The 23,969-nt window shown below is 70.1% G+C and carries 23 protein-coding genes, 1 pseudogene and 1 riboswitch; of the genes and pseudogenes, 18 read left to right on the forward strand and 6 right to left on the reverse strand.

Annotation, left to right across the window (positions count from 1 at the left end):
• The first annotated feature begins 33 nt into the window (after window positions 1-33).
• The 7 genes from QFZ50_RS17225 to QFZ50_RS17255 all read left to right on the forward strand — a co-directional run bounded on the left by QFZ50_RS17225 (window position 34) and on the right by QFZ50_RS17255 (window position 4,717).
• Window positions 34-693 (forward strand): TrmH family RNA methyltransferase, encoded by a 660-nt coding sequence (locus tag QFZ50_RS17225; RefSeq protein WP_307086231.1) that lies wholly within the window; start codon window positions 34-36, stop codon window positions 691-693.
• Window positions 694-896: 203 nt separating this feature from the next.
• Complete coding sequence (gene fbaA, locus QFZ50_RS17230; protein ID WP_307086232.1) at window positions 897-1,916, forward strand: class II fructose-bisphosphate aldolase; 1,020 nt, start codon at window positions 897-899, stop codon at window positions 1,914-1,916.
• 2 nt (window positions 1,917-1,918) lie between these two features.
• The gene (locus tag QFZ50_RS17235) at window positions 1,919-2,338 is read left to right on the forward strand and encodes a DUF3151 domain-containing protein (protein WP_307086233.1); all 420 of its coding nucleotides are present in this window, start codon (window positions 1,919-1,921) and stop codon (window positions 2,336-2,338) included.
• A gap of 286 nt (window positions 2,339-2,624) precedes the next feature.
• Complete coding sequence (locus QFZ50_RS17240) at window positions 2,625-2,828, forward strand: helix-turn-helix domain-containing protein (protein WP_307086235.1); 204 nt, start codon at window positions 2,625-2,627, stop codon at window positions 2,826-2,828.
• A 196-nt stretch (window positions 2,829-3,024) separates the two neighbouring features.
• Window positions 3,025-3,522, forward strand: a complete 498-nt coding sequence (locus QFZ50_RS17245) for a DUF2975 domain-containing protein (RefSeq protein ID WP_307086237.1) — start codon at window positions 3,025-3,027, stop codon at window positions 3,520-3,522.
• Window positions 3,522-3,785 carry a helix-turn-helix domain-containing protein gene (locus tag QFZ50_RS17250; RefSeq protein WP_307086239.1) on the forward strand — a complete coding sequence of 88 codons (264 nt, stop codon included), beginning with the start codon at window positions 3,522-3,524 and terminating at the stop codon, window positions 3,783-3,785. The genes QFZ50_RS17245 and QFZ50_RS17250 overlap by 1 nt, the downstream gene beginning before the upstream one ends.
• Complete coding sequence (locus QFZ50_RS17255; protein ID WP_307086241.1) at window positions 3,782-4,717, forward strand: oxygenase MpaB family protein; 936 nt, start codon at window positions 3,782-3,784, stop codon at window positions 4,715-4,717. Before QFZ50_RS17250 ends, QFZ50_RS17255 begins: the two co-directional genes overlap by 4 nt.
• On the opposite strand, the gene QFZ50_RS17260 is transcribed toward QFZ50_RS17255, so the two are convergent.
• The gene (locus QFZ50_RS17260) at window positions 4,650-5,252 is read right to left on the reverse strand and encodes a hypothetical protein (RefSeq protein ID WP_307086243.1); all 603 of its coding nucleotides are present in this window, start codon (window positions 5,250-5,252) and stop codon (window positions 4,650-4,652) included. The genes QFZ50_RS17255 and QFZ50_RS17260 overlap by 68 nt on opposite strands.
• Window positions 5,253-5,474: 222 nt before the next feature.
• Here QFZ50_RS17260 and QFZ50_RS17265 point away from each other — a divergent pair, with 222 nt between their 5' ends.
• Window positions 5,475-6,764 (forward strand): adenylosuccinate synthase, encoded by a 1,290-nt coding sequence (locus QFZ50_RS17265; protein ID WP_307086245.1) that lies wholly within the window; start codon window positions 5,475-5,477, stop codon window positions 6,762-6,764.
• 64 nt (window positions 6,765-6,828) lie between these two features.
• Here the strand turns inward: QFZ50_RS17265 and QFZ50_RS17270 are convergent, their stop codons facing one another.
• Window positions 6,829-7,605 carry a SurA N-terminal domain-containing protein gene (locus tag QFZ50_RS17270; RefSeq protein ID WP_307086247.1) on the reverse strand — a complete coding sequence of 259 codons (777 nt, stop codon included), beginning with the start codon at window positions 7,603-7,605 and terminating at the stop codon, window positions 6,829-6,831.
• A gap of 112 nt (window positions 7,606-7,717) precedes the next feature.
• On the reverse strand, window positions 7,718-8,224 hold the full coding sequence (locus tag QFZ50_RS17275; RefSeq protein WP_307086249.1) for a DUF427 domain-containing protein: 507 nt from the start codon (window positions 8,222-8,224) through the stop codon (window positions 7,718-7,720).
• Window positions 8,225-8,305: 81 nt separating this feature from the next.
• On the opposite strand from QFZ50_RS17275, the gene QFZ50_RS17280 reads away from it, so the two are divergent.
• The 10 genes and pseudogenes from QFZ50_RS17280 (at window position 8,306) to QFZ50_RS17325 (ending at window position 20,420) form a co-directional block, all read left to right on the forward strand.
• Window positions 8,306-9,112: a carbon-nitrogen hydrolase family protein gene (locus tag QFZ50_RS17280; RefSeq protein WP_307086251.1), complete on the forward strand. Its 807-nt coding sequence runs from the start codon at window positions 8,306-8,308 to the stop codon at window positions 9,110-9,112.
• 16 nt (window positions 9,113-9,128) lie between these two features.
• A complete protein-coding gene (locus tag QFZ50_RS17285) occupies window positions 9,129-10,196 on the forward strand; it encodes a LacI family DNA-binding transcriptional regulator (RefSeq protein ID WP_373462317.1) in 1,068 nt (355 codons plus the stop codon).
• Between the two features lie 153 nt (window positions 10,197-10,349).
• Window positions 10,350-12,058: pseudogene (gene araB, locus QFZ50_RS17290) on the forward strand (ribulokinase).
• Window positions 12,055-12,768, forward strand: a complete 714-nt coding sequence (locus QFZ50_RS17295) for an L-ribulose-5-phosphate 4-epimerase (RefSeq protein WP_307086255.1) — start codon at window positions 12,055-12,057, stop codon at window positions 12,766-12,768. Before araB ends, QFZ50_RS17295 begins: the two are co-directional and overlap by 4 nt.
• Complete coding sequence (gene araA, locus QFZ50_RS17300; RefSeq protein WP_307086257.1) at window positions 12,765-14,279, forward strand: L-arabinose isomerase; 1,515 nt, start codon at window positions 12,765-12,767, stop codon at window positions 14,277-14,279. The genes QFZ50_RS17295 and araA overlap by 4 nt, the downstream gene beginning before the upstream one ends.
• A 57-nt stretch (window positions 14,280-14,336) precedes the next feature.
• Window positions 14,337-15,452: a multiple monosaccharide ABC transporter substrate-binding protein gene (gene chvE / locus QFZ50_RS17305; protein ID WP_307086258.1), complete on the forward strand. Its 1,116-nt coding sequence runs from the start codon at window positions 14,337-14,339 to the stop codon at window positions 15,450-15,452.
• Window positions 15,453-15,561: 109 nt separating this feature from the next.
• Window positions 15,562-17,091, forward strand: coding sequence for a multiple monosaccharide ABC transporter ATP-binding protein (gene mmsA, locus QFZ50_RS17310; RefSeq protein WP_307086260.1), 1,530 nt, complete (start codon window positions 15,562-15,564; stop codon window positions 17,089-17,091).
• A 4-nt stretch (window positions 17,092-17,095) separates the two neighbouring features.
• Window positions 17,096-18,331: a multiple monosaccharide ABC transporter permease gene (mmsB, locus tag QFZ50_RS17315; RefSeq protein WP_307086262.1), complete on the forward strand. Its 1,236-nt coding sequence runs from the start codon at window positions 17,096-17,098 to the stop codon at window positions 18,329-18,331.
• A gap of 440 nt (window positions 18,332-18,771) precedes the next feature.
• Window positions 18,772-19,101, forward strand: a complete 330-nt coding sequence (locus QFZ50_RS17320) for an RNA polymerase sigma factor (RefSeq protein ID WP_307086263.1) — start codon at window positions 18,772-18,774, stop codon at window positions 19,099-19,101.
• Complete coding sequence (locus QFZ50_RS17325) at window positions 19,098-20,420, forward strand: hypothetical protein (RefSeq protein WP_307086265.1); 1,323 nt, start codon at window positions 19,098-19,100, stop codon at window positions 20,418-20,420. The genes QFZ50_RS17320 and QFZ50_RS17325 overlap by 4 nt, the downstream gene beginning before the upstream one ends.
• A gap of 87 nt (window positions 20,421-20,507) precedes the next feature.
• Here the strand turns inward: QFZ50_RS17325 and QFZ50_RS17330 are convergent, their stop codons facing one another.
• Genes QFZ50_RS17330 through sfnG form a run of 3 tightly spaced genes read right to left on the reverse strand, consistent with a single transcriptional unit; the run spans window position 20,508 to window position 23,553 of the window.
• Entirely contained in the window at window positions 20,508-21,011 is a 504-nt protein-coding gene (locus QFZ50_RS17330) for a CoA-binding protein (RefSeq protein ID WP_307086266.1), read from the reverse strand.
• Complete coding sequence (locus tag QFZ50_RS17335; protein WP_307086269.1) at window positions 21,008-22,387, reverse strand: O-acetylhomoserine aminocarboxypropyltransferase/cysteine synthase family protein; 1,380 nt, start codon at window positions 22,385-22,387, stop codon at window positions 21,008-21,010. Before QFZ50_RS17335 ends, QFZ50_RS17330 begins: the two co-directional genes overlap by 4 nt.
• Window positions 22,387-23,553, reverse strand: a complete 1,167-nt coding sequence (gene sfnG / locus QFZ50_RS17340) for a dimethylsulfone monooxygenase SfnG (protein WP_307086271.1) — start codon at window positions 23,551-23,553, stop codon at window positions 22,387-22,389. The genes QFZ50_RS17335 and sfnG overlap by 1 nt, the downstream gene beginning before the upstream one ends.
• A 4-nt stretch (window positions 23,554-23,557) precedes the next feature.
• Window positions 23,558-23,663, reverse strand: a riboswitch (SAM riboswitch).
• Window positions 23,664-23,969: the final 306 nt, after the last annotated feature.

Genomic DNA, 23,969 nt, shown 5'->3' on the forward strand with positions numbered 1-23,969 from the left:
TCTCCCACCTCCGGCGCCGTCTAGGCTTGAACGGTGGAACAATCCCTGCCGAACTCCAGCCCCGACCTGCCCGCCCCCGACGCCCCGGCGGTCGGTGTGGGGCCCTGGGAGGGCGCGTGGCCCGACGGCGACCACTGGGACCACGACCTGCTGGCGGCCGGTGACACCCGCAACGTCACCGACGGGTACCGGTACTGGCGCCACGAGGCGATCGTCGCCGACCTCGACGAGCGGCGGCACGGCTTCCACGTCGCGATCGAGAACTGGCAGCACGACCTCAACATCGGCTCCGTGGTGCGCACGGCCAACGCCTTCCTCGCCCGCGAGGTGCACATCATCGGCCGACGGCGGTGGAACAGGCGCGGCGCCATGGTCACCGACCGCTACCAGCACGTCCGCCACCACCCCACGGTGTCCGACTTCACGGCCTGGGCGGCGGCCGAGGGGCTGACGGTGATCGGGATCGACAACTTCCCCGACTCGGTGCCCCTGGAGACCTACGACCTGCCCGAGCGCTGCGTGCTCGTGTTCGGGCAGGAGGGCCCGGGCCTCACCCCCGAGGTCCACGAGGCGGCCGAGGCCACGCTCTCGATCGCCCAGTTCGGGTCCACCCGCTCCATCAACGCCTCCGCGGCCGCCGCGATCGCCATGCACGGCTGGGTGCGCCGGCACGTATTCGGCCAGCACGTCTGACCGCACCCGCCGCCGTCGTTCCGCCAGGGGGACCCGGCGGACACCCGGTGGACACCAGGCGGGGAGCGGGGTGCGACCGCCACCGATCCCGCCGCCGATCCCGCCATCGTTCCTGCCGCCGTCGTCCGGCGGCCCCTCCTGCGCCCGGTAGACCCGCTCGCTAGGATGAAGCCAGCACTCACCACGACTAAGGAGTCCTCAGCATGCCTATCGCAACCCCTGATGTTTACGCCGAGATGATCGACCGCGCGAAGGCGGGCGGGTTCGCATTCCCGGCTGTGAACGTGACCTCCTCCCAGACCCTCAACGCGGCGATGCGCGGGTTCGCCGAGGCCGGCTCCGACGGCATCGTGCAGGTCTCCACGGGCGGCGCCGCCTACTGGTCGGGTGCGAGCGTCAAGGACATGGTGGCCGGTTCGCTCGGCTTCGCGGCCTTCGCCAAGGAGGTGGCCAAGAAGTACGACGTCAACATCGCCCTGCACACCGACCACTGCCCCAAGGACAAGCTCGACGACTTCGTGCTGCCGCTGCTGGCCGCTTCCGAGGAGGCCGTGAAGAACGGCCGCGACCCCATCTTCAACTCGCACATGTGGGACGGCTCCGCCGAGACCCTCGAGGAGAACCTGCGGATCGCCCGCGAGATCCTGCCCCGCGCCGCAGCGGCGAAGATCATCCTCGAGGTCGAGATCGGCACCGTCGGCGGCGAGGAGGACGGCGTCGAGAACGCCATCAACGACAAGCTCTACACCACTGTCGACGACGCCCTGGCCACGATCGACGCCCTCGGCGCCGGCGAGCACGGCCGTTACATCACGGCCCTCACCTTCGGCAACGTCCACGGCGTGTACAAGCCCGGCGGCGTGAAGCTCCGCCCCGAGATCCTCAAGGACATCCAGGACCAGGTGGGCCGGAAGATCGGCAAGGACAAGCCGTTCGACCTCGTGTTCCACGGCGGCTCCGGCTCCTCCGAGCAGGAGATCGCCGACGCCGTGTCCTACGGCGTCATCAAGATGAACATCGACACCGACACCCAGTACGCGTTCACGCGTCCGGTCGCGGACCACATGCTGAAGAACTACGACGGCGTCCTGAAGGTCGACGGCGAGGTCGGCAACAAGAAGACCTACGACCCCCGCGTCTGGGGTGCGTCCGCCGAAGCCGGCCTCGCCGCCCGCGTGGTCGAGGCCGCGGCGTCCCTCGGGTCCGCCGGGAAGAAGCTGTAGCCATGTCGGACGAATTCCGGAAGAACCTCATGGGCCCCGAGCCCACCCTCCTGCCCGAGGAGCCCGACGTCGTCGAGCGCCTCGCGGCCGGCGACGAAGCCGTGGACCTCGCGGCGAAGCACCCGACGTCGTCGCTCGTCTGGGCGATCCTCGCGGACGAGGCGTACGGCGAGGGCCGGACCATCGAGTCCTACGCCTACGCCCGCACCGGCTACCACCGCGGCCTCGACGCGCTCCGGCGCAGCGGCTGGCGCGGCGCAGGCCCCATCCCGTACTCGCACGAGCCCAACCGCGGCTTCCTCCGCGCGCTCTACGCACTCGGGCGGGCCGCCGCGTCCATCGGGGAGATCGAGGAGGCCGAGCGGATCGCGGTGTTCCTCAAGGAATCCGATCCCGAGGCGAGCACCCGCCTGGCGGGCTGACGCACCCTTCCGGGCACGGTCGTCCTCAAAAGGACAGGACATGACGGGTTCCGCCTTGGCGGGCCCGTCATGTCCTTCTTCGCGCCCGGTGGACGGGTCGTCGCCGGGGGCCGTCGGCGTGCCTCCCGCCCCGCCGGCGGGTGGGCCGGGGTCCTCCCGGGCGCGCGCCCATACTCGATGTACCCCGCGATAAACGAGTAGTCCTCCGCCTTGTGCCGCTGTTACCAGCGCGACCAGAGTTAATCACTCCACAGACCGTGGTGAGGCGAATGGAAGTGGGGCTCAAATGGCGACGAGCGCAAGTACGGGACAGTTGTACACGGTGGCGGAGGTGGCCGCTATGATGCGGGTCTCCAAGATGACCGTGTACCGGATGGTGCAGTCCGGCACCATCCACAGCATCCGGTTCGGACGGTCCTACCGCGTGCCGCAGAGCGCGGTGCGGGACTACATCGACACGGCGAACCCCGGGTCCGACTACACGATCTGATCGCTGCGTGGCAGGTCGCGGCCGTCCCCGCGGCACGCTCGCGGATCAGGGCTCCAGGATCGGTTGCCGGCGTGGTGCCCGTGCGGTCACGCAGGCCCGCCGCAGCGCCGCAAGCCACCAAGGAGAGGATCGATATCCTTGTGAAAGGTGTCGATTAACGATAGCTTCGTACTGACATTCAGTAGAAGGAGCTGTCATGAGAAAACCCACGGTGCTCGCGCTGCGGATCGTGCTGTGCATGATGTTCGCCGGGTCCGTCTTCATCCAGGTGGTGATGGTCCCCCTGCTCGGGGTCGACCTGGACCAGGCCGATCCGGAGGTGGCGCTCATCCGCACCCCGCTCGTGGTCCTCACCGTGCTCGTGATCCTCGCCCTGCAGGCCGCGATGGTCTGCGTCTGGGGACTGCTGACCATGGTGCGGCGGGGCACCGTCTTCTCGCGCGGGGCCTTCCGCCTGGTGGACGTGGTGATCGGGGCGTTCGCCGCCGCGAGCCTGCTGACCTTCGGGCTCGGCGTCGCGCTCGCTCCGGGCGAGGCCGTGGCTCCCGGCGTGGTGCTGCTCATCGGTGGGGTGGCGGTGTCGATCGCCGCCGTGGCGCTGATCGTCCTGGTCCTCAGGGCGCTGCTCGTCCAGGCGGTGGACCGGGACGCCGAGGCCCGCCGGCTGCGCACCGAACTGGACGAGGTGATCTGATGCCGATCGTGGTGCGCATCGACGTCGAACTGGCGAAGCGGAAGATGAGCGTGGGTGACTTCGCGGAACGGGTGGGCCTGACGCCGGCCAACGTGGCGGTCCTGAAGAACGGGCGGGCCAAGGCCGTGCGGTTCAGCACCCTCGAGGCCATGTGCCGGGTGCTGGAGTGCCAGCCGGGCGACCTGCTGGAGTGGGTCGACGACGGGGAGGCCGGCGGGGGCACCGACGACGCGGGCCGTGCGGTGCGCATGGAGGGCGCATGAAGGGGCTGGACCGCTTCTTCCCGGCGGCGCCCGCACCCGGCGCCGCCGGCGACACCGGACTCTTCGGCCCCGACTCCACCGCCTGGCGGATCGCCCGCGAGCGGCTGATCGTGGCCGGCGGCCCGGCGGCGCTCCTGCTGCAGGTGGCCCATCCGCTCGTGGCCGAGGGGGTGCGTGCCCACAGCGGATTCACGGACGATCCGCTGCAGCGCCTGCGGGGGACCCTCGACGCCGTCCTCACCGTCACCTTCGGGGACCGGGGGCAGGTGCGGGCCGCCGCCGGCTACGTGGCCCGCAGGCACCGGCCCGTCCGCGGAACCCTCCCCGCTGCCGGCGGGCCGCTGCCCGCCGGGACGCCCTACAGTGCGACCGACCCGGGGCTGGCCCTCTGGGTGTTCTCGACCCTCGTCCGGACCGCACTCGAGGTGACGGAGGCCTTCCACCGGCCGGTCCTCGCGGGGGAGCGGGATGCCTACTACCGGGACATGCGGCAGCTGGCCCACGTCTTCGGCGTCCCGGACCGGCTGCTGCCCGACGGCTACGCGGCGCTCGAGCGGTACATGGATGCACAGATCCGGACCACGCTCCAGGTCGGTGCGGCCGGGCAGCAGATCGCCCGGCAGGTCCTCGCGCCCCAGCCGCCGATCGTGCCGTGGCCACTCCGGGGCGTGCCCGCGATCCTGGCCGCGGGGGTCCTGCCGCCCGTCCTGCGCGACGCCTACGGGCTTCCGTGGCGCCGGCGTGAACGCGCGGTGTTCGCCGTCGCCCGCCGGGTCGCCCGGATCGCCGTCCCCCTGCTGCCCGGGGGTGTCCGGTACTGGCCCCACTACCGGGTGGCCGCGGCCCGGGTGCGGCGCGCGCCGGCTACCGGTCCGGGTGGCGGATCGTCGTCGTCACCGACACCAGCTGCGGGCGCGGAGGAGCCGAGCTGAAGCCGAACCGCACCGGCGGGCTCACCGGTGCCAGGGCGCCGAGATCGGCGCCGCGCCAGGTGGCGGTCACGCCGGCGACGGCCCGCGCGGAGGTGACACCGTAGTACTCGGTACGTCCGTGCCCTGCCGAGCCCGCCGTCGCGACGCCCTTCACGAGGCGTGCTGCCACCGGGTTGATGAGCGCCAGCCACCGGGGATGCGTGGCCAGGCGGGAGGGGACGAGGCCGAGGAGGCGGCCGAGGAGGGTGACGCCGCCGATCCCCGCCCGGACCCGCAGCTCCCCGGCGTCGACGACGAGCCGGTCGCTCGTGAGCGTGCAGGTGACGGGGGTGACCACGACGTCGTCGAACGTGTAGGTGGCCCGCACGTACTCCGCGACCTCCGGGCTCGGCGCGAGCAGGGTCCGCGTGCCGGAGGCGTCCTCCAGCATCACGTCCGTGAACGCCCCGAACGGGGAGGCGTCCCACCGGCCGATCACCAGCCGCGTCCCCGAGGTGGTGCCGATACCGGCGATCTGTCCTTCGAAGCGGTCCATGACCCCATTCTGCACGGCCCCTCGAGGCGCGGCGGGCGGGCCGCACGGGCCGGTGATCGTCACGCACGGCTTTTTTCGGAGCCTCCCGAGCGGCTCTCGGCTAAACTCGGACGGTAAGAGCCCCAGTGGGCGCACACCGTGCGGCCGGTTGGGGCGTTCTGATGCACGGCGTGCATGCCGCGGTTCCGCGGGAGGCGGTCGTGCCGAATGGGGGAGGATCCCATGCCAGCAATCGTCATCGTCGGAGCCCAGTGGGGCGACGAGGGTAAGGGCAAGGCCACGGACCTGCTGGGCGGCCGGGTCGACTACGTCGTGAAGCCGAACGGCGGCAACAACGCCGGGCACACCGTCGTCGTCAACGGCGAGAAGTACGAGCTGAAGCTGCTTCCCGCCGGCATCCTCAGCCCCAACGCCGTCCCGATCATCGGCAACGGCTGCGTCATCAACCTCGAGGCCCTGTTCCAGGAGATCGACGGGCTCGAGGCGCGCGGCGCCGACACCTCGAGGCTGCGCGTGTCCGCGAACGCCCACCTCGTGGCGCCCTACCACCAGGTGCTGGACAAGGTCACCGAGCGCTTCCTCGGCAAGCGTGCCATCGGCACCACGGGCCGCGGGATCGGCCCGGCCTACATGGACAAGGTGGCCCGCCTCGGCCTGCGCGTCCAGGACGTGTTTGACGAGTCGATCCTGCGCCAGAAGGTGGAGGGATCCCTCAAGCAGAAGAACGAACTCCTCGTGAAGGTCTACAACCGGCGCGACGTCGAGGTCGAGGAGGTCGTGGAGTACTTCCTGTCCTTCGCCGAGCGGCTCAAGCCCCTCGTCATCGACTCCACGTTCGTGCTCAACGAGGCGCTCGACGCCGGCAAGGTGGTCCTCATGGAGGGCGGCCAGGCCACGTTCCTCGACGTGGACCACGGCACCTACCCGTTCGTGACGTCGTCGAACCCCACCGCCGGCGGCGCCTCCGTGGGCTCGGGCATCGGCCCCACCCGCATCTCCCGCTCGATCGGCATCATCAAGGCGTACACCACGCGCGTGGGTGCCGGGCCGTTCCCCACGGAACTGTTCGACGAGATGGGCCTGTACCTGCAGAAGACCGGCGGCGAGTTCGGCGTCAACACCGGACGTCCGCGCCGCTGCGGCTGGTACGACGCCGTGCTGGCGCGCCACGCCTCGCGCGTCAACGGCTTCACCGACTACTTCGTGACCAAGCTCGACGTCCTCACGGGCATCGAGAGCATCCCGGTGTGCGTGGCGTACGACGTCGACGGCGTGCGGCACGACGAGATGCCCATGACGCAGACCGAGTTCCACCACGCCCAGCCGATCTTCGAGTACTTCGACGGCTGGACCGAGGACATCACCGGGGCCCGGACCATCGAGGACCTGCCGGACAACGCGCAGACCTACGTGCGGGCGCTCGAGAAGCTCTCCGGCACCCGGTTTTCCGCGATCGGCGTCGGCCCGGACCGCGACCAGACGATCGTCATCAACGACCTCATCGGCGGCTGACACCACCGTCCACGCAGCACGAAGGGCGGCTCCCCGGGGAGCCGCCCTTCGTCGTCGTCGGGTGCTACAGGTTGACCGTGATCTCGGCGTCCTCGCGGAGCTGCCCGATCAGGGCCTGCGTGGCCTCCGAGGTCTTTCCGCCCCTCAGCTGCTCCTCGACCTGGGGGCGTACGTCCTCCAGCGGCGGGACCGCCGCAGCGGTGGCGCCGCCCTCCTGCTGCTGCGCGACCACGGCGTCGTAGGCCTCCTGGATCTCCTGGTCCGTGGGGGTGGTGTCGCCGGCCTCCTCGGCGATCAAGGCGTCGAGCTTCACCTGATCGGTGAGCTGGCGGTCGAACGCGGCCCCGTCGAGCCCCTGCTCGGCGGCTGCGGCGCGGAGTTCCTCCTCCGACCCGAGCTGGTTCGATTCCAGCAGGTCGTCGATCACCGCGGCCTGTGCCTCCGGGCTCGCCTCGATGCCGCGCCGGTCCGCTTCCTGCCGGAGCAGTTCGGTGCTGACGAGGTTGTCCGCGACGGTGGTCTTCAGCTGGTCCTGGTCGACCTCCTGGCCGCCGGCCTGCGCCTGGGCGGCGGCCTGGCTGAACTGGCCCCGGTAGGTGGTGGTGAACAGCTCGCGGCTGATCTCGGTGCCGTTGACGACCGCCACGACCTCCGGGATGCCCTCGAGGTCCGGTTCGGGGAGGGCTGCCTGCTCCGGCGCAGCCGATGCGGCCGCCGTGTCCGACGCCGGTGCGTCCTCGGGTGCATCGCCCAGGGCGCTGCACCCGCCGAGGAATGCTGCCGAGGTCACGAGGGCCGCTGTCAGCAACCACCCGCGCCGGATCGATCGTGAGCTGGCCATGGCTGTTCCTAACGTCGCGTGCGGGGTCGGCCGACAATGCTAGCAACGCACCCTGCCCGCCACCTCGGCGGACCCTGAGCGCGCGCTGGGCGTCGGCGCCCAGGATCGGGGGCTACCAGCCCCAGGTGCCCGCGCCGCCCTTGAACGGCCCGACGATCGCGGCCGTGATCCAGCCGCCGTAGAAATCACCCTCCTGCGCCTGCACCACCTCGCCGTCCACGGTGCAGCTCTCCATCCTCGACGGGTAGATGGCGGCCCGGGAGGCGAGCTCCTCGTAGCCCTTCACCGGTGAGGGGTACGTCCACGCGCCCCGCGGACTGCGCGCGCTGCCCGAGACGACGTCATAGTAGCTCGCCGCACCCTTGAACTCGCAGTGTGTGGTGCCCTCGACCGGGACCAGGACGCCCGGGGCGAAATCGGCGATCGGCAGGTAGTAGACCGGCGGATGGCTCGTCTCGAGTACCCGCACCGCGTGGTCCGTGCTGACGATCAGCTGCCCGCCGAAGCGCACCTCGATCGTCGCCGTCGCCCGCTCCACCCGCGGTGGCCTCGGGTAGTCCCAGACGGACTCCTGGCCGGGGCCGGGCGGCGTCCGCCGGCCCTCCATCGGTTTCCTCATGGGAAGAAGGCTACTCCCGCGTGCCGGACACGGAGTCTGTAGGCTGGACGAAAGGCACGGCACAGACGTGAGGGCGGGAACATGTTGGTCAGCGTTGGGCAGTTCCGGCCGGGTGGAGACCCCCCGGCGAATCTGGCGGTCATGCGGGAGCTCGCCGCCGAGGCCTCCTCCCAGGGATCGGAGCTGATCGTCTTCCCCGAGGAGTCCATGTTCTCGATCGGCGCGGTCGAGGGTCCGCTCCGGGAGGCGGTCGAGGCCGGCTGGACGTCCTTCGTGCAGCAGCTGTCCTTCATCGCCGCCGAGCACAACCTGGGGATCGTCGCCGGCGGCTACGAGCCCAGCGGCGAGGAGCGGCCCTTCAACACCCTCGTCCTCATCGACGCCACCGGCCGCATCGTCGATACATACCGCAAGCTGCATCTCTACGACGCCTTCAGCTACTCCGAGTCCACGCGCATCAAACCTGGCGACGGCGGCATCACGGTCGCCGAGATCGGGGACGTCCGGGTGGGGCTCATGACGTGCTACGACATCCGTTTCCCCGAGCAGGCACGCGCGCTCGCCGACGCCGGGGCGGACCTCCTCTGCGTGCCGGCGTCCTGGTTCAAGGGCGACTACAAGATCGAGCACTGGGAGACGCTCCTGAAGGCCCGCGCCATCGAGAACACGCTCTGGGTGGCGGCCGCGGGCACCTCCAGCAGCCACACGATCGGCCACTCGGCCATCCTCGATCCCATGGGGATCGCCCAGGCCCACCTCGAGGACGAGGAACGCGGCGTCGTGACCACCGAGGTGTCGCGCCGGAGGGTCGACGACGTCCGCGAGTTCCTGCCCGTGCTCAGGAACCGGCGGTTCGGCCGGAACAACACCATTGTCGACTCCCACTGACGCCCCGGGCTCCGCGGTGACCGGCGCCGCGGAGGGCCGCGGCCGGCCCGCGGAGACGGCCCGCGCGGCGAACATCCGTGACGTGGCGCGCAGGGCGGGGGTCTCCCACCAGACGGTCTCCCGTGTGATCAACGGGCATCCCAGCCTCCGGGCCGAGACCCGCGACCGCGTCCTGGCCGCCATGGACGAACTCAGCTTCCGGCCCAACCGGGCGGCCCGCGCGCTCGTGACCAGCCGGTCCACCACCATCGGCGTGCTCGTGAGCAAGGGCTTCGAGTACGGACCGGCCGCCAGCCTGCAGGCGATCGACAGCGCCGCGCGCGTCGCGGGGTACGCCGTCGACGTCGCACACCTCGACGACGCCGAGGGCGGCTCGATCCGCGCGGCACTGGACCGTCTCCTGGCCCGCAACGTGGACGGGCTGATCATCCTCGCGCCGCAGACGCAGACCCTCGCGGAGATCGAGCGCCTGTCGATCACCCTGCCGTTCGTGACGGTCCACTCCGCACGGGCGCACGACGACCACCGCCTCTCCGTGGACCAGTCGGGCGGGGCCGCGCTCGCGACCCGCCACCTGCTGGAGCTCGGGCACCGGCGGATCGTGCACATCGCCGGCCCCGACGGCTGGTTCGAGACGGAGGCGCGCGTGCGGGGCTACCGCGGCGAGATGGAGGCGTGGGACTGCGAGCCGGAGGCCCTGCTGTCGGGGGACTGGACGGCCGAGTCGGGGTACCGCGCAGGACTCGCCCTGGCCGGCGACCTGGGTGTCACAGCGGTCTTCTCCTCGAACGACCAGATGGCGCTCGGGCTCCTGCACGCGTTCCGCGAGCACGGCCGCCACGCGCCCCGCGACATCAGCGTGGTGGGTTTCGACGACGTCCCGGAGGCTGCGCACTACTGGCCGCCCCTGACCACCGTGCGGCAGAACTTCCCGGAACTCGGGCGGCGCTGCGTGGCCCGGCTGCTGGGCCTCATCGGCGAGGACCCGGCCGGGCGGGGCCCTTCCGCTCCGGCGCCGGGCACCGTTCCCGACGTCGTCCCGGAGCTGGTGATCCGCGCGTCGACGGCTCCCGCGGGCTCCTGACGACGCGGTTCCTCCGCTTGCATCGTTGACACGCCCCACCACCGGACGCCTACACTGGAACCCCCGAATGTGAACGGTCACATGACCGGGCGCACCGACGATCCACCAGAGCACTGCTTGCGCGGTCTCGAGAAGAACAAAGAGGTCCTTCCCTTGAGTGACTCCACCCCGGGCGCACCGGCCGCCGGCCGGCCCACCTACGTCATCGGCGTCGACTACGGGACCCTGTCGGGGCGCGCCGTCGTGGTCCGTGTCTCCGACGGCGCCGAACTCGGCGCCTCGACCCTCGAATACCCGCACGCCGTCATGGACGCGACGCTCGCGGCCACGGGGGAGCAGCTGCCGCCGGAGTGGGCCCTGCAGGTGCCCTCCGACTACGTCGACGTGCTCCGCGAGGCCGTCCCCGCGGCCGTACGGCAGGCGGGTGTCGACCCGCAGGACGTCATCGGCATCGCCACCGACTTCACGGCCTGCACCATGGTGCCCACCCTCGCGGACGGCACGCCGCTCAACGAGGTGCCGGGCTACGAGGGCCGGCCGCACGCCTACGTGAAACTGTGGAAGCACCACGCAGCCCAGGGCCAGGCCAACCGCATCAACGCACTCGCCGCCGAGCGCGGCGAGGCGTGGCTGCCGCGCTACGGCGGGCTGATCTCCAGCGAGTGGGAGTTCGCGAAGGGGCTCCAGCTGCTCGAGGAGGACCGTGAGCTGTACGACCTCATGGACCACTGGGTCGAGGCCGCGGACTGGATCGTCTGGCAGCTCACGGGGCAGTACGTCCGGAACGCCTGCACCGCAGGGTACAAGGGCATCTACCAGGACGGCGCATACCCGTCCGATGACTTCCTCGCGGCCCTCAACCCCGACTTCGCCGGGTTCGCCCGCGAGAAGGTGGAGCACACCATCGGGGCGCTCGCCTCGCAGGCGGGAACGCTCTCCGAGGAGGCCGCGGGCTGGACCGGGCTGCCGGCGGGGATCGCCGTCGCCGTCGGAAACGTCGACGCCCACGTCACGGGCCCCGGCCGCCCAGGCCACGGATCCCGGCCAGATGGTCGCCATCATGGGGACCTCGACATGCCACGTCATGAACTCGGACCGCCTCAGCGAGGTGCCCGGCATGTGCGGCGTCGTCGACGGCGGGATCGTCGAGGGCTTCTACGGGTACGAGGCCGGCCAGTCCGGCGTCGGCGACATCTTCGCGTGGTTCGTGGCCCACCAGGTGCCCGGCGAGATCCGGGACGCCGCGACGGCCCGGGGCCTGAGCGTGCACGAATACCTCACCGAGCAGGCGCAGGCCGAGCCCGTGGGAGCGCACGGCCTCGTGGCCCTCGACTGGCACTCCGGGAACCGCTCCGTCCTCGTGGACCACGAGCTCTCCGGCACCGTCGTGGGCCTCACCCTCGCCACGAGGCCGCACGAGGTGTACCGCGCACTGCTGGAATCGACGGCGTTCGGGACACGGAAGATCGTCGAGACCTTCAACGCCTCCGGCGTGCCGGTGACCGAGTTCGTCGCCCGCCGGCGGGCTCATCCGGAACCCGTTCCTCATGCAGGTCTACGCGGACGTGCTGAACATGCCCATCTCCGTGATCGGCAGTGCCCAGGGACCGGCGCTGGGCTCGGCGATCCACGCAGCCGTCGCCGCCGGCGCCTACGCCGACATCCACGCCGCCGCCGCCGCGATGGGCCGCCTGGACCGCGCGGCCTACACGCCGGACCCCGAGCGGGCCGCCGCCTACGACGCCCTGTACCGCGAGTACACCGAACTGCACGACTACTTCGGACGCGGCGGCAACGACGTCATGCACCGGCTCAAGGCCCTCCGCCGCGCGGCCCGCACGCAGCAGGCGGTGACCGCATGAGCAGGTTCTCCCCTGAGATCGAGGCGGCCGTCGCAGCCGTCCGCGAGGACGTCGCCGCCCTGCACGCCGAACTCGTCCGCTACGGCCTCGTGGTCTGGACCGGCGGCAACGTCTCCGGCCGGGTGCCCGGCGCGGACCTGTTCGTCATCAAGCCCTCCGGCGTCAGCTACGACGAGCTGACGCCGGAGAACCAGATCCTGTGCGACCTCGACGGCAACGTCATCGAGGGCACCCCGGGCTCGGAGCGCTCGCCGTCGAGCGACACTGCGGCGCACGCCTACGTGTACCGGCACATGCCCGACGTCGGCGGTGTGGTGCACACGCACTCCACCTATGCGGTGGCCTGGGCCGCGCGCGGCGAGCCGATCCCCTGCGTCATCACCGCCATGGCGGACGAGTTCGGCGGGGAGATCCCGGTGGGTCCCTTCGCGATCATCGGCGACGACTCGATCGGCCGTGGCATCGTGGAGACCCTGGCCGGGCACCGCTCCCGCGGCGTGCTCATGAAGAGCCACGGCCCGTTCACGATCGGGAAGGACGCGAAGGACGCCGTCAAGGCCGCCGTCATGCTCGAGGACGTCGCCCGGACCGTCCACATCTCCCGCCAGCTCGGCGCGCCCGCAGGCATCCAGGCCGAGCACATCGACTCACTCTTCGACCGCTACCAGAACGTGTACGGCCAGCCCTCGACCCCAGGAGCCCCCGCATGAGCCCCCTCAGCACCACCCTCGACGCCTACGAAGTCTGGTTCCTCACCGGCAGCCAGGACCTCTACGGCGAGGAGACGCTGCAGCAGGTCGCCGAGCAGTCCCAGGAGATCGTGCGGATGCTCGGGGACGCGGGCCTGCCCGTGAAGGTGGTCTGGAAGCCGACCCTGAAGGATTCCGCGTCCATCCGGCGCATGGCCCTCGAGGTCAACGCGGCAGACTCCGCGATCGGCGTGATTGCCTGGATGCACACCTTCAGCCCGGCGAAGATGTGGATCGCGGGCCTCGACGCGCTGCGCAAGCCGCTGCTGCACCTGCACACCCAGATCAACGTGGCCCTGCCGTGGGGCGAGATCGACTTCGACTTCATGAACCTCAACCAGGCCGCCCACGGCGACCGCGAATTCGGGTACATCCAGTCACGCCTCGGCGTGCCGCGGAAGACCGTCGTCGGTCACGTCTCCAACCCCGACGTCTGCGCGAAGGTCGCCACCTGGCAGCGGGCCGCCGCAGGCTGGGCGGCCGTGCACGAGCTGAAGGTCGCCCGCTTCGGCGACAACATGCGCAACGTCGCCGTGACGGAGGGTGACAAGACGGAGGCCGAGCTGCGGTTCGGTGTCTCGATCAACACCTGGGGCGTCAACGACCTCGTCGCCGCCGTCGAGGCGCAGTCCGAGGCGGACGTCGACGCCCTCGTGGCCGAGTACGAGGAGACCTACGACGTCGTCCCCGAACTGCGCAGCGGCGGGGAGCGCCACGAGTCCCTCCGCTACGGCGCCCGCCAGGAGCTCGGGCTGCTCTCCTTCCTCGAGGCCGGCGGGTTCGGCGCCTTCACCACCAACTTCGAGGACCTCGGTGCGCTGCGGCAGCTCCCCGGCCTCGCCGTGCAGCGGCTCATGGCCCGCGGCTACGGTTTCGGTGCGGAGGGTGACTGGAAGACCGCCGTGCTGGTGCGGGCCGCGAAGGTCATGGGCGCCGGGCTGCCCGGCGGCGCCTCCCTCATGGAGGACTACACGTACCACCTGGTGCCGGGGGAGGAGAAGATCCTCGGTGCGCACATGCTCGAGATCTGCCCCACCCTGACCACGTCGAAGCCGTCGCTGGAGGTGCACCCGCTGGGGATCGGCGGCAAGGAGGACCCCGTGCGCCTCGTGTTCGACACGGACGCCGGCGCCGGCGTCGTCGTCGCGATGTCGGACATGCGGGACCGTTTCCGCCTCACGGCCAACGCCGTCGAGATCGTCCCGCCGGACGCCCCGCTGCCCAACCTGCCGGTCGCGCGCGCCGTGTGGAAGCCGGAGCCCAGCCTCGAGACGTCCGCCGCGGCCTGGCTCAGCGCCGGCGCCGCACACCACACCGTCCTCACCACCGCCGTGGGCCTCGAGGTCTTCGAGGACTTCGCGGACATCGCCGAGGTCGAACTGCTGCGCATCGACGCCGACACGAAGCTGCGGGACTTCCAGCGCGAACTACGCTGGAACGCGGCCTACTACCGGCTGGCGCAGAAACTCTAGGAGCCACTCCCGAAAGCCGGCACTGCCGCCGGACACCACTCACAAGAAAGTTCCACCATGAATCGGAAATACCTGGCCGGCATCGCGGCCGCCAGCATCCTGACCCTCAGCCTCACCGCCTGCGGTGGCAGCAGGGGTGGCGGCGGCGACGCGGCCGAAGGCGGCTCCAACGAGGGCGCCAAGATCGGCGTGGCCATGCCCACGCAGCAGTCCGAGCGCTGGATCGCCGACGGCGAGAACGTCAAGAGCCAGCTCGAGGAACTCGGCTACGAGGTGGACCTGCAGTTCGCCAACGACGACATCCCCACGCAGGTCAGCCAGATCGAGAACATGATCAACGGCGGCGTGAAGGCGCTCGTCATCGCCTCGATCGACGGCACCACCCTCACGAGCGTCCTCGATCAGGCCGAATCGCAGGACATCCCGGTGATCGCCTACGACCGCCTCATCAACGAGTCGGACACCGTGGACTACTACACCACGTTCGACAACGAGGAGGTCGGCGTCCAGCAGGCCACCTCGCTGCTGACCGGCCTCGGCATCCTCGACGCCGAGGGCAAGGAGACGGGCGCGAAGGGCCCGTTCGACGTCGAGCTCTTCGCCGGCAGCCCGGACGACAACAACGCGAAGTTCTTCTGGGACGGCGCCATCAAGACGCTGAAGCCGTACCTCGACAGCGGTGTGCTGCGCGTCCCCAGCGGCCAGACCGACTTCGAGCAGGCCGCCATCCTCCGCTGGCTGCCCGACACGGCCCAGGACCGCATGGAGGACCTCCTCACCGTGGGCGGCGGCGAGCGCCTCGAGGGCGTCCTCTCCCCGTACGACGGACTGTCGATCGGTATCATCTCGGCACTGACCTCCGGCGGCTACGCCACCGACGACCTGCCCGTCGTCACGGGCCAGGACGCCGAGGTCGGCTCGGTGAAGTCGATCATGGCCGGTGAGCAGTACTCCACGATCTTCAAGGACGTCCGCGAGCTCGGCAAGCAGGCGGTCACCATGGTCGACGCCCTCATGAAGGGCGAGGAGCCCGAGGTCAACGACACCGAGACGTACGACAACGGCGTGAAGGTGGTCCCCTCCTACCTGCTCGAGTCCGAGATCGTCACGGCGGATAACTACAAGGCCGCGCTCATCGAGACCGGCTACTACACCGAGGACGACCTCAAGTAGCCTTCCGGCACTCCTGGCGCCTGTGGCTCCGGACCGTCCTGGTCCGGAGCCACAGGCGCCCTCGCCCGGCCGTTGCCGGGACTTCCACTTCAGTAAGCGAGGCTCGACCATGGCGGAGAACATCCTCAGGATGCGCCGCATCACCAAGACCTTCCCAGGCGTGAAGGCACTGCAGGACGTCAACCTGGACGTCGAGCGTGGCGAGGTCCACGCGATCTGCGGGGAGAACGGGGCCGGCAAATCGACCCTCATGAAGGTGCTCTCCGGGGTCTACCCGCACGGCACGTACGACGGCGACATCGAGTTCGAGGGCTCCGTCGTGGAGTTCAAGGACATCCGCGACAGTGAGCGCGACGGCATCGTGATCATCCACCAGGAGCTCGCCCTCTCGCCGTTCCTGTCGGTGGCGGAGAACATCTTCCTCGGTAACGAACGCGAGACGCGCGGCTTCATCAACTGGAACGAGACCAACGTGGAGGCCGCGAAGCTCCTGCGTCGCGTGGGCCTCGACCTCAATCCGGTGGTCCGGGCCGGCGACATCGGCGTGGGCAAGCAGCAACTCGTCGAGATCGCCAAGGCGCTGTCCAAGAACGTCAAGCTCCTCATCCTCGACGAGCCCACGGCCGCCCTGAACGACGAGGACTCCGCGCACCTCCTCGGGCTCGTCAAGGGACTCCGCACCGAGGGCATCACCTGCATCATCATCAGCCACAAGCTCAACGAGATCCGGGAGATTGCCGACTCGGTGACCATCCTCCGCGACGGTCGCACCATCGAGACGCTCAGCCTCCACGACGGCTCCGTCACCGAGGAGCGCATCATCCGCGGCATGGTGGGACGCGACATGGAGAGCCGCTACCCCGAGCGCACCCCCGCCATCGGCGAGGAGGTGCTGCGGGTGGAGGACTGGACCGTGCACCACCCCCAGGAGAGCGCCCGCGTGATCGTCGACGCGGCGAACCTCAACGTCCGCGCGGGCGAAGTGGTCGGCATCGCAGGGCTCATGGGCGCCGGCCGGACCGAACTCGCCATGAGCATCTTCGGGCGGAGCTACGGTTCGCGCATCACGGGCACCCTGTACAAGAACGGCACGCCGATCACCACGCGCACCGTCGGTGAGGCCATCGGGCACGGCATCGCGTACGCCACGGAGGACCGCAAGCGGTACGGGCTCAACCTGATCGACGACATCAAGCGCAACATCTCGGGTGCGGCCCTCGGCAAGCTCGCGAAGCGCGGCTGGGTGGACAGCGGCCGGGAGGCCGTCGTCGCCGGTGACTACCGGAAGTCGATGAACATCAAGGCGCCCTCCGTCACGGCCGTGACGGGCAAGCTCTCCGGCGGCAACCAGCAGAAGGTGGTGCTCTCCAAGTGGATGTTCTCGGACCCCGATGTCCTCATCCTCGACGAGCCCACCCGCGGGATCGACGTCGGCGCCAAGTACGAGATCTACACGATCATCAACCGCCTGGCCGCCGAGGGGAAGGCGGTCATCGTCATCTCCTCGGAGCTCCCCGAGCTCCTCGGCATCTGCGACCGCATCTACACCCTGGCCGAGGGCCGCATCACCGCGGAGGTGCCCATCGAGCAGGCCACCCCGGAACTCCTCATGCAGTACATGACCAAGGAAAAGGACTGACTCCATGGCTACCACCGTCAAGGACGCCGCCGTCGCGACGCCACCGCCTCCCGTCAAGCACGGGATCTCCTTCCTGACGAGCAGGCTGCGGCAGATCGGTATCTTCGTCGCCCTCCTCGTGATCGTCACCCTCTTCCAGGTGCTGACCGGCGGCGCGCTGCTGCAGCCGGACAACGTCTCGAACATCATCGTGCAGAACAGCTACATCCTCCTGCTGGCCATCGGCATGGTCATGATCATCGTGGCCGGGCACATCGACCTGTCCGTCGGATCGGTGGCCGCCTTCGTGGGCGCCATGTCCGGCATCATGATCCAGGACTGGGGCTTCCCCTGGTGGGCGGCGTTCGTCGGCTCGCTGATCATCGGCGGTCTCGTGGGCGCCTGGCAGGGCTTCTGGGTAGCCTACGTGGGCATCCCCGCGTTCATCGTCACCCTCGCAGGCATGCTCGTGTTCCGCGGCCTCACGCAGATCGTGCTCGAGAACCAGCGCATCACGGGCTTCCCGGAGGAGTACCGCCAGCTCGGCGGCGGCTTCCTGTTCCCTGGACTCTTCCCTCCCGAGACCAACTTCCTCGACTGGACCACCGTGGGACTGGGGCTCATCGCCGTCCTCCTCCTCGTCGTCACGCAGCTGCGGGGGCGCGCCACGCGTGCCCGCCTCAAGCTCGAGGACGAGCCGCAGGCCTGGTTCTTCACGAAGCTCGCCTTCATCGCGATCATCATCCTCGGCGTGACGTACCTGCTGGCGGGCTCCCGCAGCGGGACGCCGATCGTGCTCGTGGTGCTCGGCATCCTGATCGTCGCCTACAGCCTCGTCATGAGCAACAGCGTCTTCGGCCGCCACATCTACGCCGTCGGCGGGAACCTGCAGGCCGCGCAGCTCTCGGGCATCAACACCAAGCGCATCGACTTCATGCTCTTCGTCAACATGGGCGTCCTCGCGGCGCTCGCCGGGCTAATCTTCACCGGCCGCCTCAACTCGGCCGGACCGGGCGCGGGCAACCTGTTCGAGCTCGACGCCATCGCGGCGTCGTTCATCGGCGGCGCGGCCGTCACCGGCGGCGTGGGCACCGTGATCGGTGCGATCACCGGTGGCCTCATCATGGGCGTGCTCAACAACGGCATGTCGCTGCTCGGCGTGGGCATCGACTACCAGCAGTTCATCAAGGGCATGGTGCTCCTGCTCGCCGTCGGGTTCGACGTCTTCAACAAGCGCCGGGCCTCAAACGCCCTGAAGTAGGGCGGGGAAGGAACGTCGGGAAGAATTTCCGGGACCGCCGTAACCTTTCCGGGCTCCCCGTCGATTACCCCTGTGTAAGCGCCGCACCGAGGCTTATCCCCCAACGGGCCTCGGTGCGGCCTTTTTCTTGCCACGGCCCTGGTGGGTCCGGCGGCAGGGGACGGGAGCCACCGGTTACGATGATCTGGCCGCCCGCTCGAGCAAGGAATAGACCGTGGTCACACCGCTGCCTGATGATGCGCTCGCCCGCGCACAGGCCGGAGAACCCGCAGCCTTCTCCCTGATCTATCAGGCGATGGGCCCGAGCGTGCTGGGCTACTTCGCGGGACGGGGGTCGGACGATCCCGAGGCGCTGACACAGGACGTCTTCCTCACGGTCTTTCTCGAAGCTGGACTCCGTCTCCGGAGGGCTGCGGGGACTGCGCACCTTCACCTTCTCCGTGGCACACGCCCGGCACGTGGACGAGGTGCGGAGGAAGCTGCGGACACCGGTCCTCGTCGGGTACGAGGCCGACGGCGACGCGCGGACCACCGAGTCGGCCGAGTCGGTGGCGCTGGGCAATCTCGACGCCCACGGGACGACGGGCATGCTGGCAGCGCTCAACGCCGAGCAGCGTGAGGTGATCCTGCTGCGCATCGTGGCGGAACTGCCGATCGAGCAGGTCGCGGAGATCCTCGGGAAGTCGGCGGGATCGGTCAAACAGCTGCAGCGCCGGGGACTGCTCAAGCTGAAGGAAATCGCACAACCCAAGACATCGGAAGCGCTATGACTGGACGTGACACCCCGTCGCCGGACCCGCTGCTGGACCTCCTCGCGGAGGCGGGCCTCCCCGAGGACCCGGCGCTCGTCCATGCCGTGCGGACCATCGGCGCGCTCGGTGACCAGCCCGTACCGGAGGCCTCCGCCGAGCTGGCGCAGCTGATGGCCGACGGCGGCAGGGCGCCGAAGAGCCGCCGGCACAAGCGCCGTATCACCTTCATCGGCGGCGCCCTCGCGGTGTCCATGGGCGTGGGGATGTCCGGGGTCGCGGCCGGGACACTGCACCTCCGCGACGGATTCAGCGATGCTGTCGATTCCTTCGCCCGCTTCAGCATCCGCGACGAGGCCGACCGGACCGTGCGCACCCCGTACCCGCAGGCCGACGGAGCGCGGGGGAGGGGCCCCGTCGCCGCTCCTTCAGGGGACGGCGAGGACGGCATGCCGTCGGACTCCGGCCCGGCAGTGCCTCCGCCCACGACCGGGTCCGGCGGATCGGGGAGTTCTCCCGTGCCGGTTCCCGTTCCTGCGGCGCCCGGCGCGGATGCCGGCGGCGCTGCTGCCCCGACGGTCCCGGCCGACGCACTGCCGGTGCCGGTACCGGCCGGTGGACTGCCGGCCGACCCCGCCCGCACGCCGGATACCCCGGAAGCGCGGGAGGCCGGGGTGCCGGTCGAGCCGGACGTCACGGGAACGGCGCCGCGGATGGCGGCGCCGCCCGACAGGGGCACGATCGGTCAGGGTCAGGGTCAGGGTCAGGGCCAAGGTCAGGGCAAGGGGCAGATCAAGCCCGGCCGTGACAGGGCGCCGGACGGGTCGGGACCCGTCAGGACCGGCCAGGGGCACGACAGGAGGATACCGAAGGACGGCGCCGGGGTCGTGCCCGGGACGGACGGCGGTGACGGAACGGCTCCTGCCGGACCCGGCGTCGCCTGGCTCCGTGCGCCCGCCGCTCCGTCGGACGCCGTGGTCTTCCTCGACGCACCTGTGGCCCTGGATCCCGAGTGGCTCGCGCTGTTCCTCTCGGACGCGGTCCCGCTGTCCGAGGAACCGGAGCCCGACGCGCTGCTGCCGGGAGGGACGCCCGAGTCCGAGGAGCTTGTGCCCGGGGGTGGCGACGTGTCGGACCAGCTGCCGCCGGGAGGTGCACCCCTGCTGGAGGAACCTCCGGGGGATCTCCAGCGTCCGGCGCAGCTGCCCGAGGAGCTGCCGGGGGAGCTGCCCGAGCAGCCTCTCTCCGGCCACGTCCCGGAGACCGGGCCCGCCGGTCCAGCGACGCCACCCGTCGGGTCGACGCCGTCGACGCCGGTGGCTGCACCGCCGGCCGGATAGGGCGGCGGGCCGCCGGACCGGGCCGCGTACCTCCCGCTGCCGGGTCGGGGAGGCAGAGGAGCGGCGACGCCCGGTAGGTGCCGGCCGCTACGAGGTGATCTGCCGCTTCGAGGAGATGACCCCGGTGTTGAACCCGGCGAGGTTGAGCCCTCCGTGGAAGCGCGCGTGCTCGATCTTGATGCACCGGTCCATCACGACGTCCAGCCCCGCCGCCTCGGCGTCCCTCGCGACGTCCTCGTGCCAGGAGCCGAGCTGCAGCCACAGCGTCTTCGCGCCGACGGCGAGCGTCTCCTGCAGGACGGAGGGCAGGTCGTCGTGCTTGCGGAACACGTCCACGACATCGGGGACCTCGGGCAGGTCCTGCAGCGACGCGTAGGCGGGCTGCCCCAGGATCTCCTTCGCCACCGGATTCACGAAGTACAGGCGGTAGGGCGAGGAGGACTGCAGGTAGGTGGCCACGAAGTAGGAGGCCCTCGAGGGCTTGTCCGAGGCACCGACGATCGCCACGGACCGTGCGTTCCTCAGCAGGGCCAGGCGTTCGGGCGCCGACGGCCCCTCCCAGGTGCGTTCCGGTGCTGCTGTGCCGCTCATGCTCCCACTCCTACTGCCCGTGACGCCGATGCGTCGTCGTCGTCCTGTCCGGCGGCCTCCTGCGGAAGGTCCTCGAACGATGCGTCCGAGGAATGCACGGCGATCTCGAGCGCCTGGTCGAGGTCCCACAGGATGTCGTCCAGGTCCTCGAGTCCCACGGAGATGCGGACCAGGTCCTCGGGGACACCGGCGTCGGCGAGCTGCTCGGCCGAGAGCTGCTGGTGCGTCGTCGAGCCGGGGTGGATCACGAGCGTGCGGGCATCGCCGACGTTCGCCAGGTGCGAGGCGAGCTGTAGCGACTCGATGAACTTCTGGCCCGCTTTCCGCCCGCCCTTGACGCCGAAGCTGAACACCGATCCGGGGCCCTGCGGCAGGTAGGTCTTCGCGCGTTCGTGGTGCACGTGCGTGGGCAGTCCGGCGTAGTTCACGTACTCCACGCGGGAGTCGGCCTGCAGCCATTCGGCTACCGCCAGGGCGTTCTCGAGGTGCTCGTCGAGGCGCTGCGCGAGGGTCTCCACGCCCTGCAGGAGCTGGAAGGCCGACGACGGCGAGAGCGAGGGGCCGATGTCGCGGAGCTGCTCGGTGCGCAGCTTCGTCAGGAACCCGTACTCGCCGAAGTTCGCCCACCACTGGATGTTGCCGTAGGAGGGCACGGGCTCGGTCATGGTGGGGAACTTGCCGTTGCCCCAGTCGAACCGGCCGCTCTCCACGACCACGCCGCCCAGGGTGGTGCCGTGTCCGCCGATGAACTTGGTGGCGGAATGGATGACGATGTCCGCGCCGTGCTCGATGGGCCGCACGAGGTACGGCGTGCTCAGCGTGGAGTCGACGATGAACGGGACGCCGGCGTCGTGCGCCACCTTCGCCAGCCCGGCGAGGTCCGCGATCTCCCCGGAGGGGTTCGCGATGACCTCGGCGTAGACGGCCTTGGTGTTCTCCCGGATGGCGGCCGCGTAGTCCGCGGGATCGGTTCCGGGCACGAAGGTGGTCTCGATGCCGAAGCGGCGTAGCGTGACGTCGAGCTGCGTGACGGTCCCGCCGTACAGCTGCGAGGCGGCGACGATGTGGTCGCCCGCCTGGCACAGCGCCGCGAAGGTGATGAACTCGGCGCTCATGCCCGACGCCGTCGCCACCGCGCCGATCCCGCCCTCGAGGGAGGCGATGCGCTCCTCGAACGCCGCGACGGTGGGATTGCCGATGCGCGAGTAGATGTTGCCGTACTTCTGCAGGGCGAAGAGGTTGGCGGCGTCGTTGGTGTCCTTGAACACGAACGACGTCGTCTGATAGATCGGCACGGCGCGTGCGCCGTGCGTGGCGTCGGGGGTGCCGCCGGCGTGCAGGGCACGCGTGCGGAAGCCGAAGGAACGTTCTGCCATCAGATACCTGCCTTGGTGGATTGGTGAACTGTCAGGGTGGCGTCCGGATCGAAGTCGACCCCGGCTGCGCGTGCGGCGTCCGCCTCGAGCTGCCGCACAATCGGGAGGATGTCCGTGCCGAAGGCGGCGACCTCCTCCTGGAAGTGCAGGTAGCAGGTGAGGAAGAGGTTCACGCCGATCTTCTTGTACTCGACGATGCGCTCCGCGATCTGCTCGGGCGTGCCGATGAGCTGTGTCTTGAAGCCGTCGTTGTACTGGACGAGGTCCTCGAACGTGGAGTCGGCCCACATGCCCCTGCCGTCCTTCGTCGAGGCGCCGGCTTCCTGGACGGCGTCGCGGAAGCCCTCGACGGCGGGGCGGTGCGCCTTCTCGACGATCTCGCGCAGCGTGTCGCGTGCCTCCCGCTCGGAGTCACGGGCGATGACGAAACCGTTGAGTCCGTACCGCGGGGTGCGGCCGGCCTGGGCAGCGGAGGCCCGGACGCCCGCGATGTTGTCCTTGAAGCCCTCGAGGTCCTTGCCGTTCGAGAAGTACCAGTCGGCTACCCGGCCGGCGGTGGCCTGGGCCGCGGTCGAGTTGCCGCCGAAGAAGACCTCGGGGTGCGGGCGGCCGGGGACGTCCACGGGGCCGGGGCTCAGGGTGAAGTCCCGGATGTCGTAGTACTTGCCCGCCTGGCTGTAGCCCTCCTCGGTCCACAGGCCGCGCAGCACGCGGATGAACTCCTCCGTGCGGACGTAGCGTTCATCATGCTCGAGCCAGTCGAGGCCGAAGTTCACGAACTCGTCCTTCAGCCAGCCCGAGACGATGTTGACGGCGGCACGGCCGTTGGAGATGTGGTCCGCGGTGATGATGAACTTCGCCAGCACGCCCGGGTGCCACATGCCGGGATGGACCGCGGCGATGACCTTCAGCTTCTCGGTCGCGGCGAGCAGTGCGAGGGAGAACGACGTCGCCTCGTGCTGCTTGTCCGCGCCGTAGGAGGCTGCGTAGCGGGTCTGCGACAGGGCGTACTCGAACCCGGCGTCCTCGGCGATCCGGGCGAGCTTCCTGTTGTAGTCGAAGTCCCAGCCCGTCCGCTGCTCGATGGTCGAGACCACGAGGCCACCGCTCACGTTGGGCACCCAGTAGGCGAATTTCAGGGGGGTCGACAGGTCGGCGACGCTCATGGATCCTCCATCGGTCTGGCAGTAGCACCCTTCTGTCGCCGCAGGGGATGCGGAGGCCAGGGTTGCTGCGGCGTCAGTGAGCCAGATCTCTCGGCCGCTCGGGATGGTCAGATCGAGTGTGACACCGAGGCGCCGGGGAACCAAACAATGTGTCCCCGTGTGAGGGCGTCCCTCGACCGCCGCGTTCTACGTCCCGAAGACGAACCACGAGGCACAGCGCCAGATCGCGCAGCTACGGTCCGCGGGAGACCGTGCGACGGCCGATCGCCTCAGCGCCATGGTCTCCACGCTGCAGGCCGTCTGGATCCCTCCGCCGGGGGATGGTTCCCCGAGCAGGCCCTCGGCCTGATCCGGAACGCCGGCGCACCCGTCCGGCGCTGATGCGGCAGGGGTGTGTGCGGGCCCACGGAACCGCG

Origin of the sequence: Arthrobacter agilis (assembly GCF_030816075.1) — a bacterium.
GTDB lineage: Bacteria > Actinomycetota > Actinomycetes > Actinomycetales > Micrococcaceae > Arthrobacter_D > Arthrobacter_D agilis_E.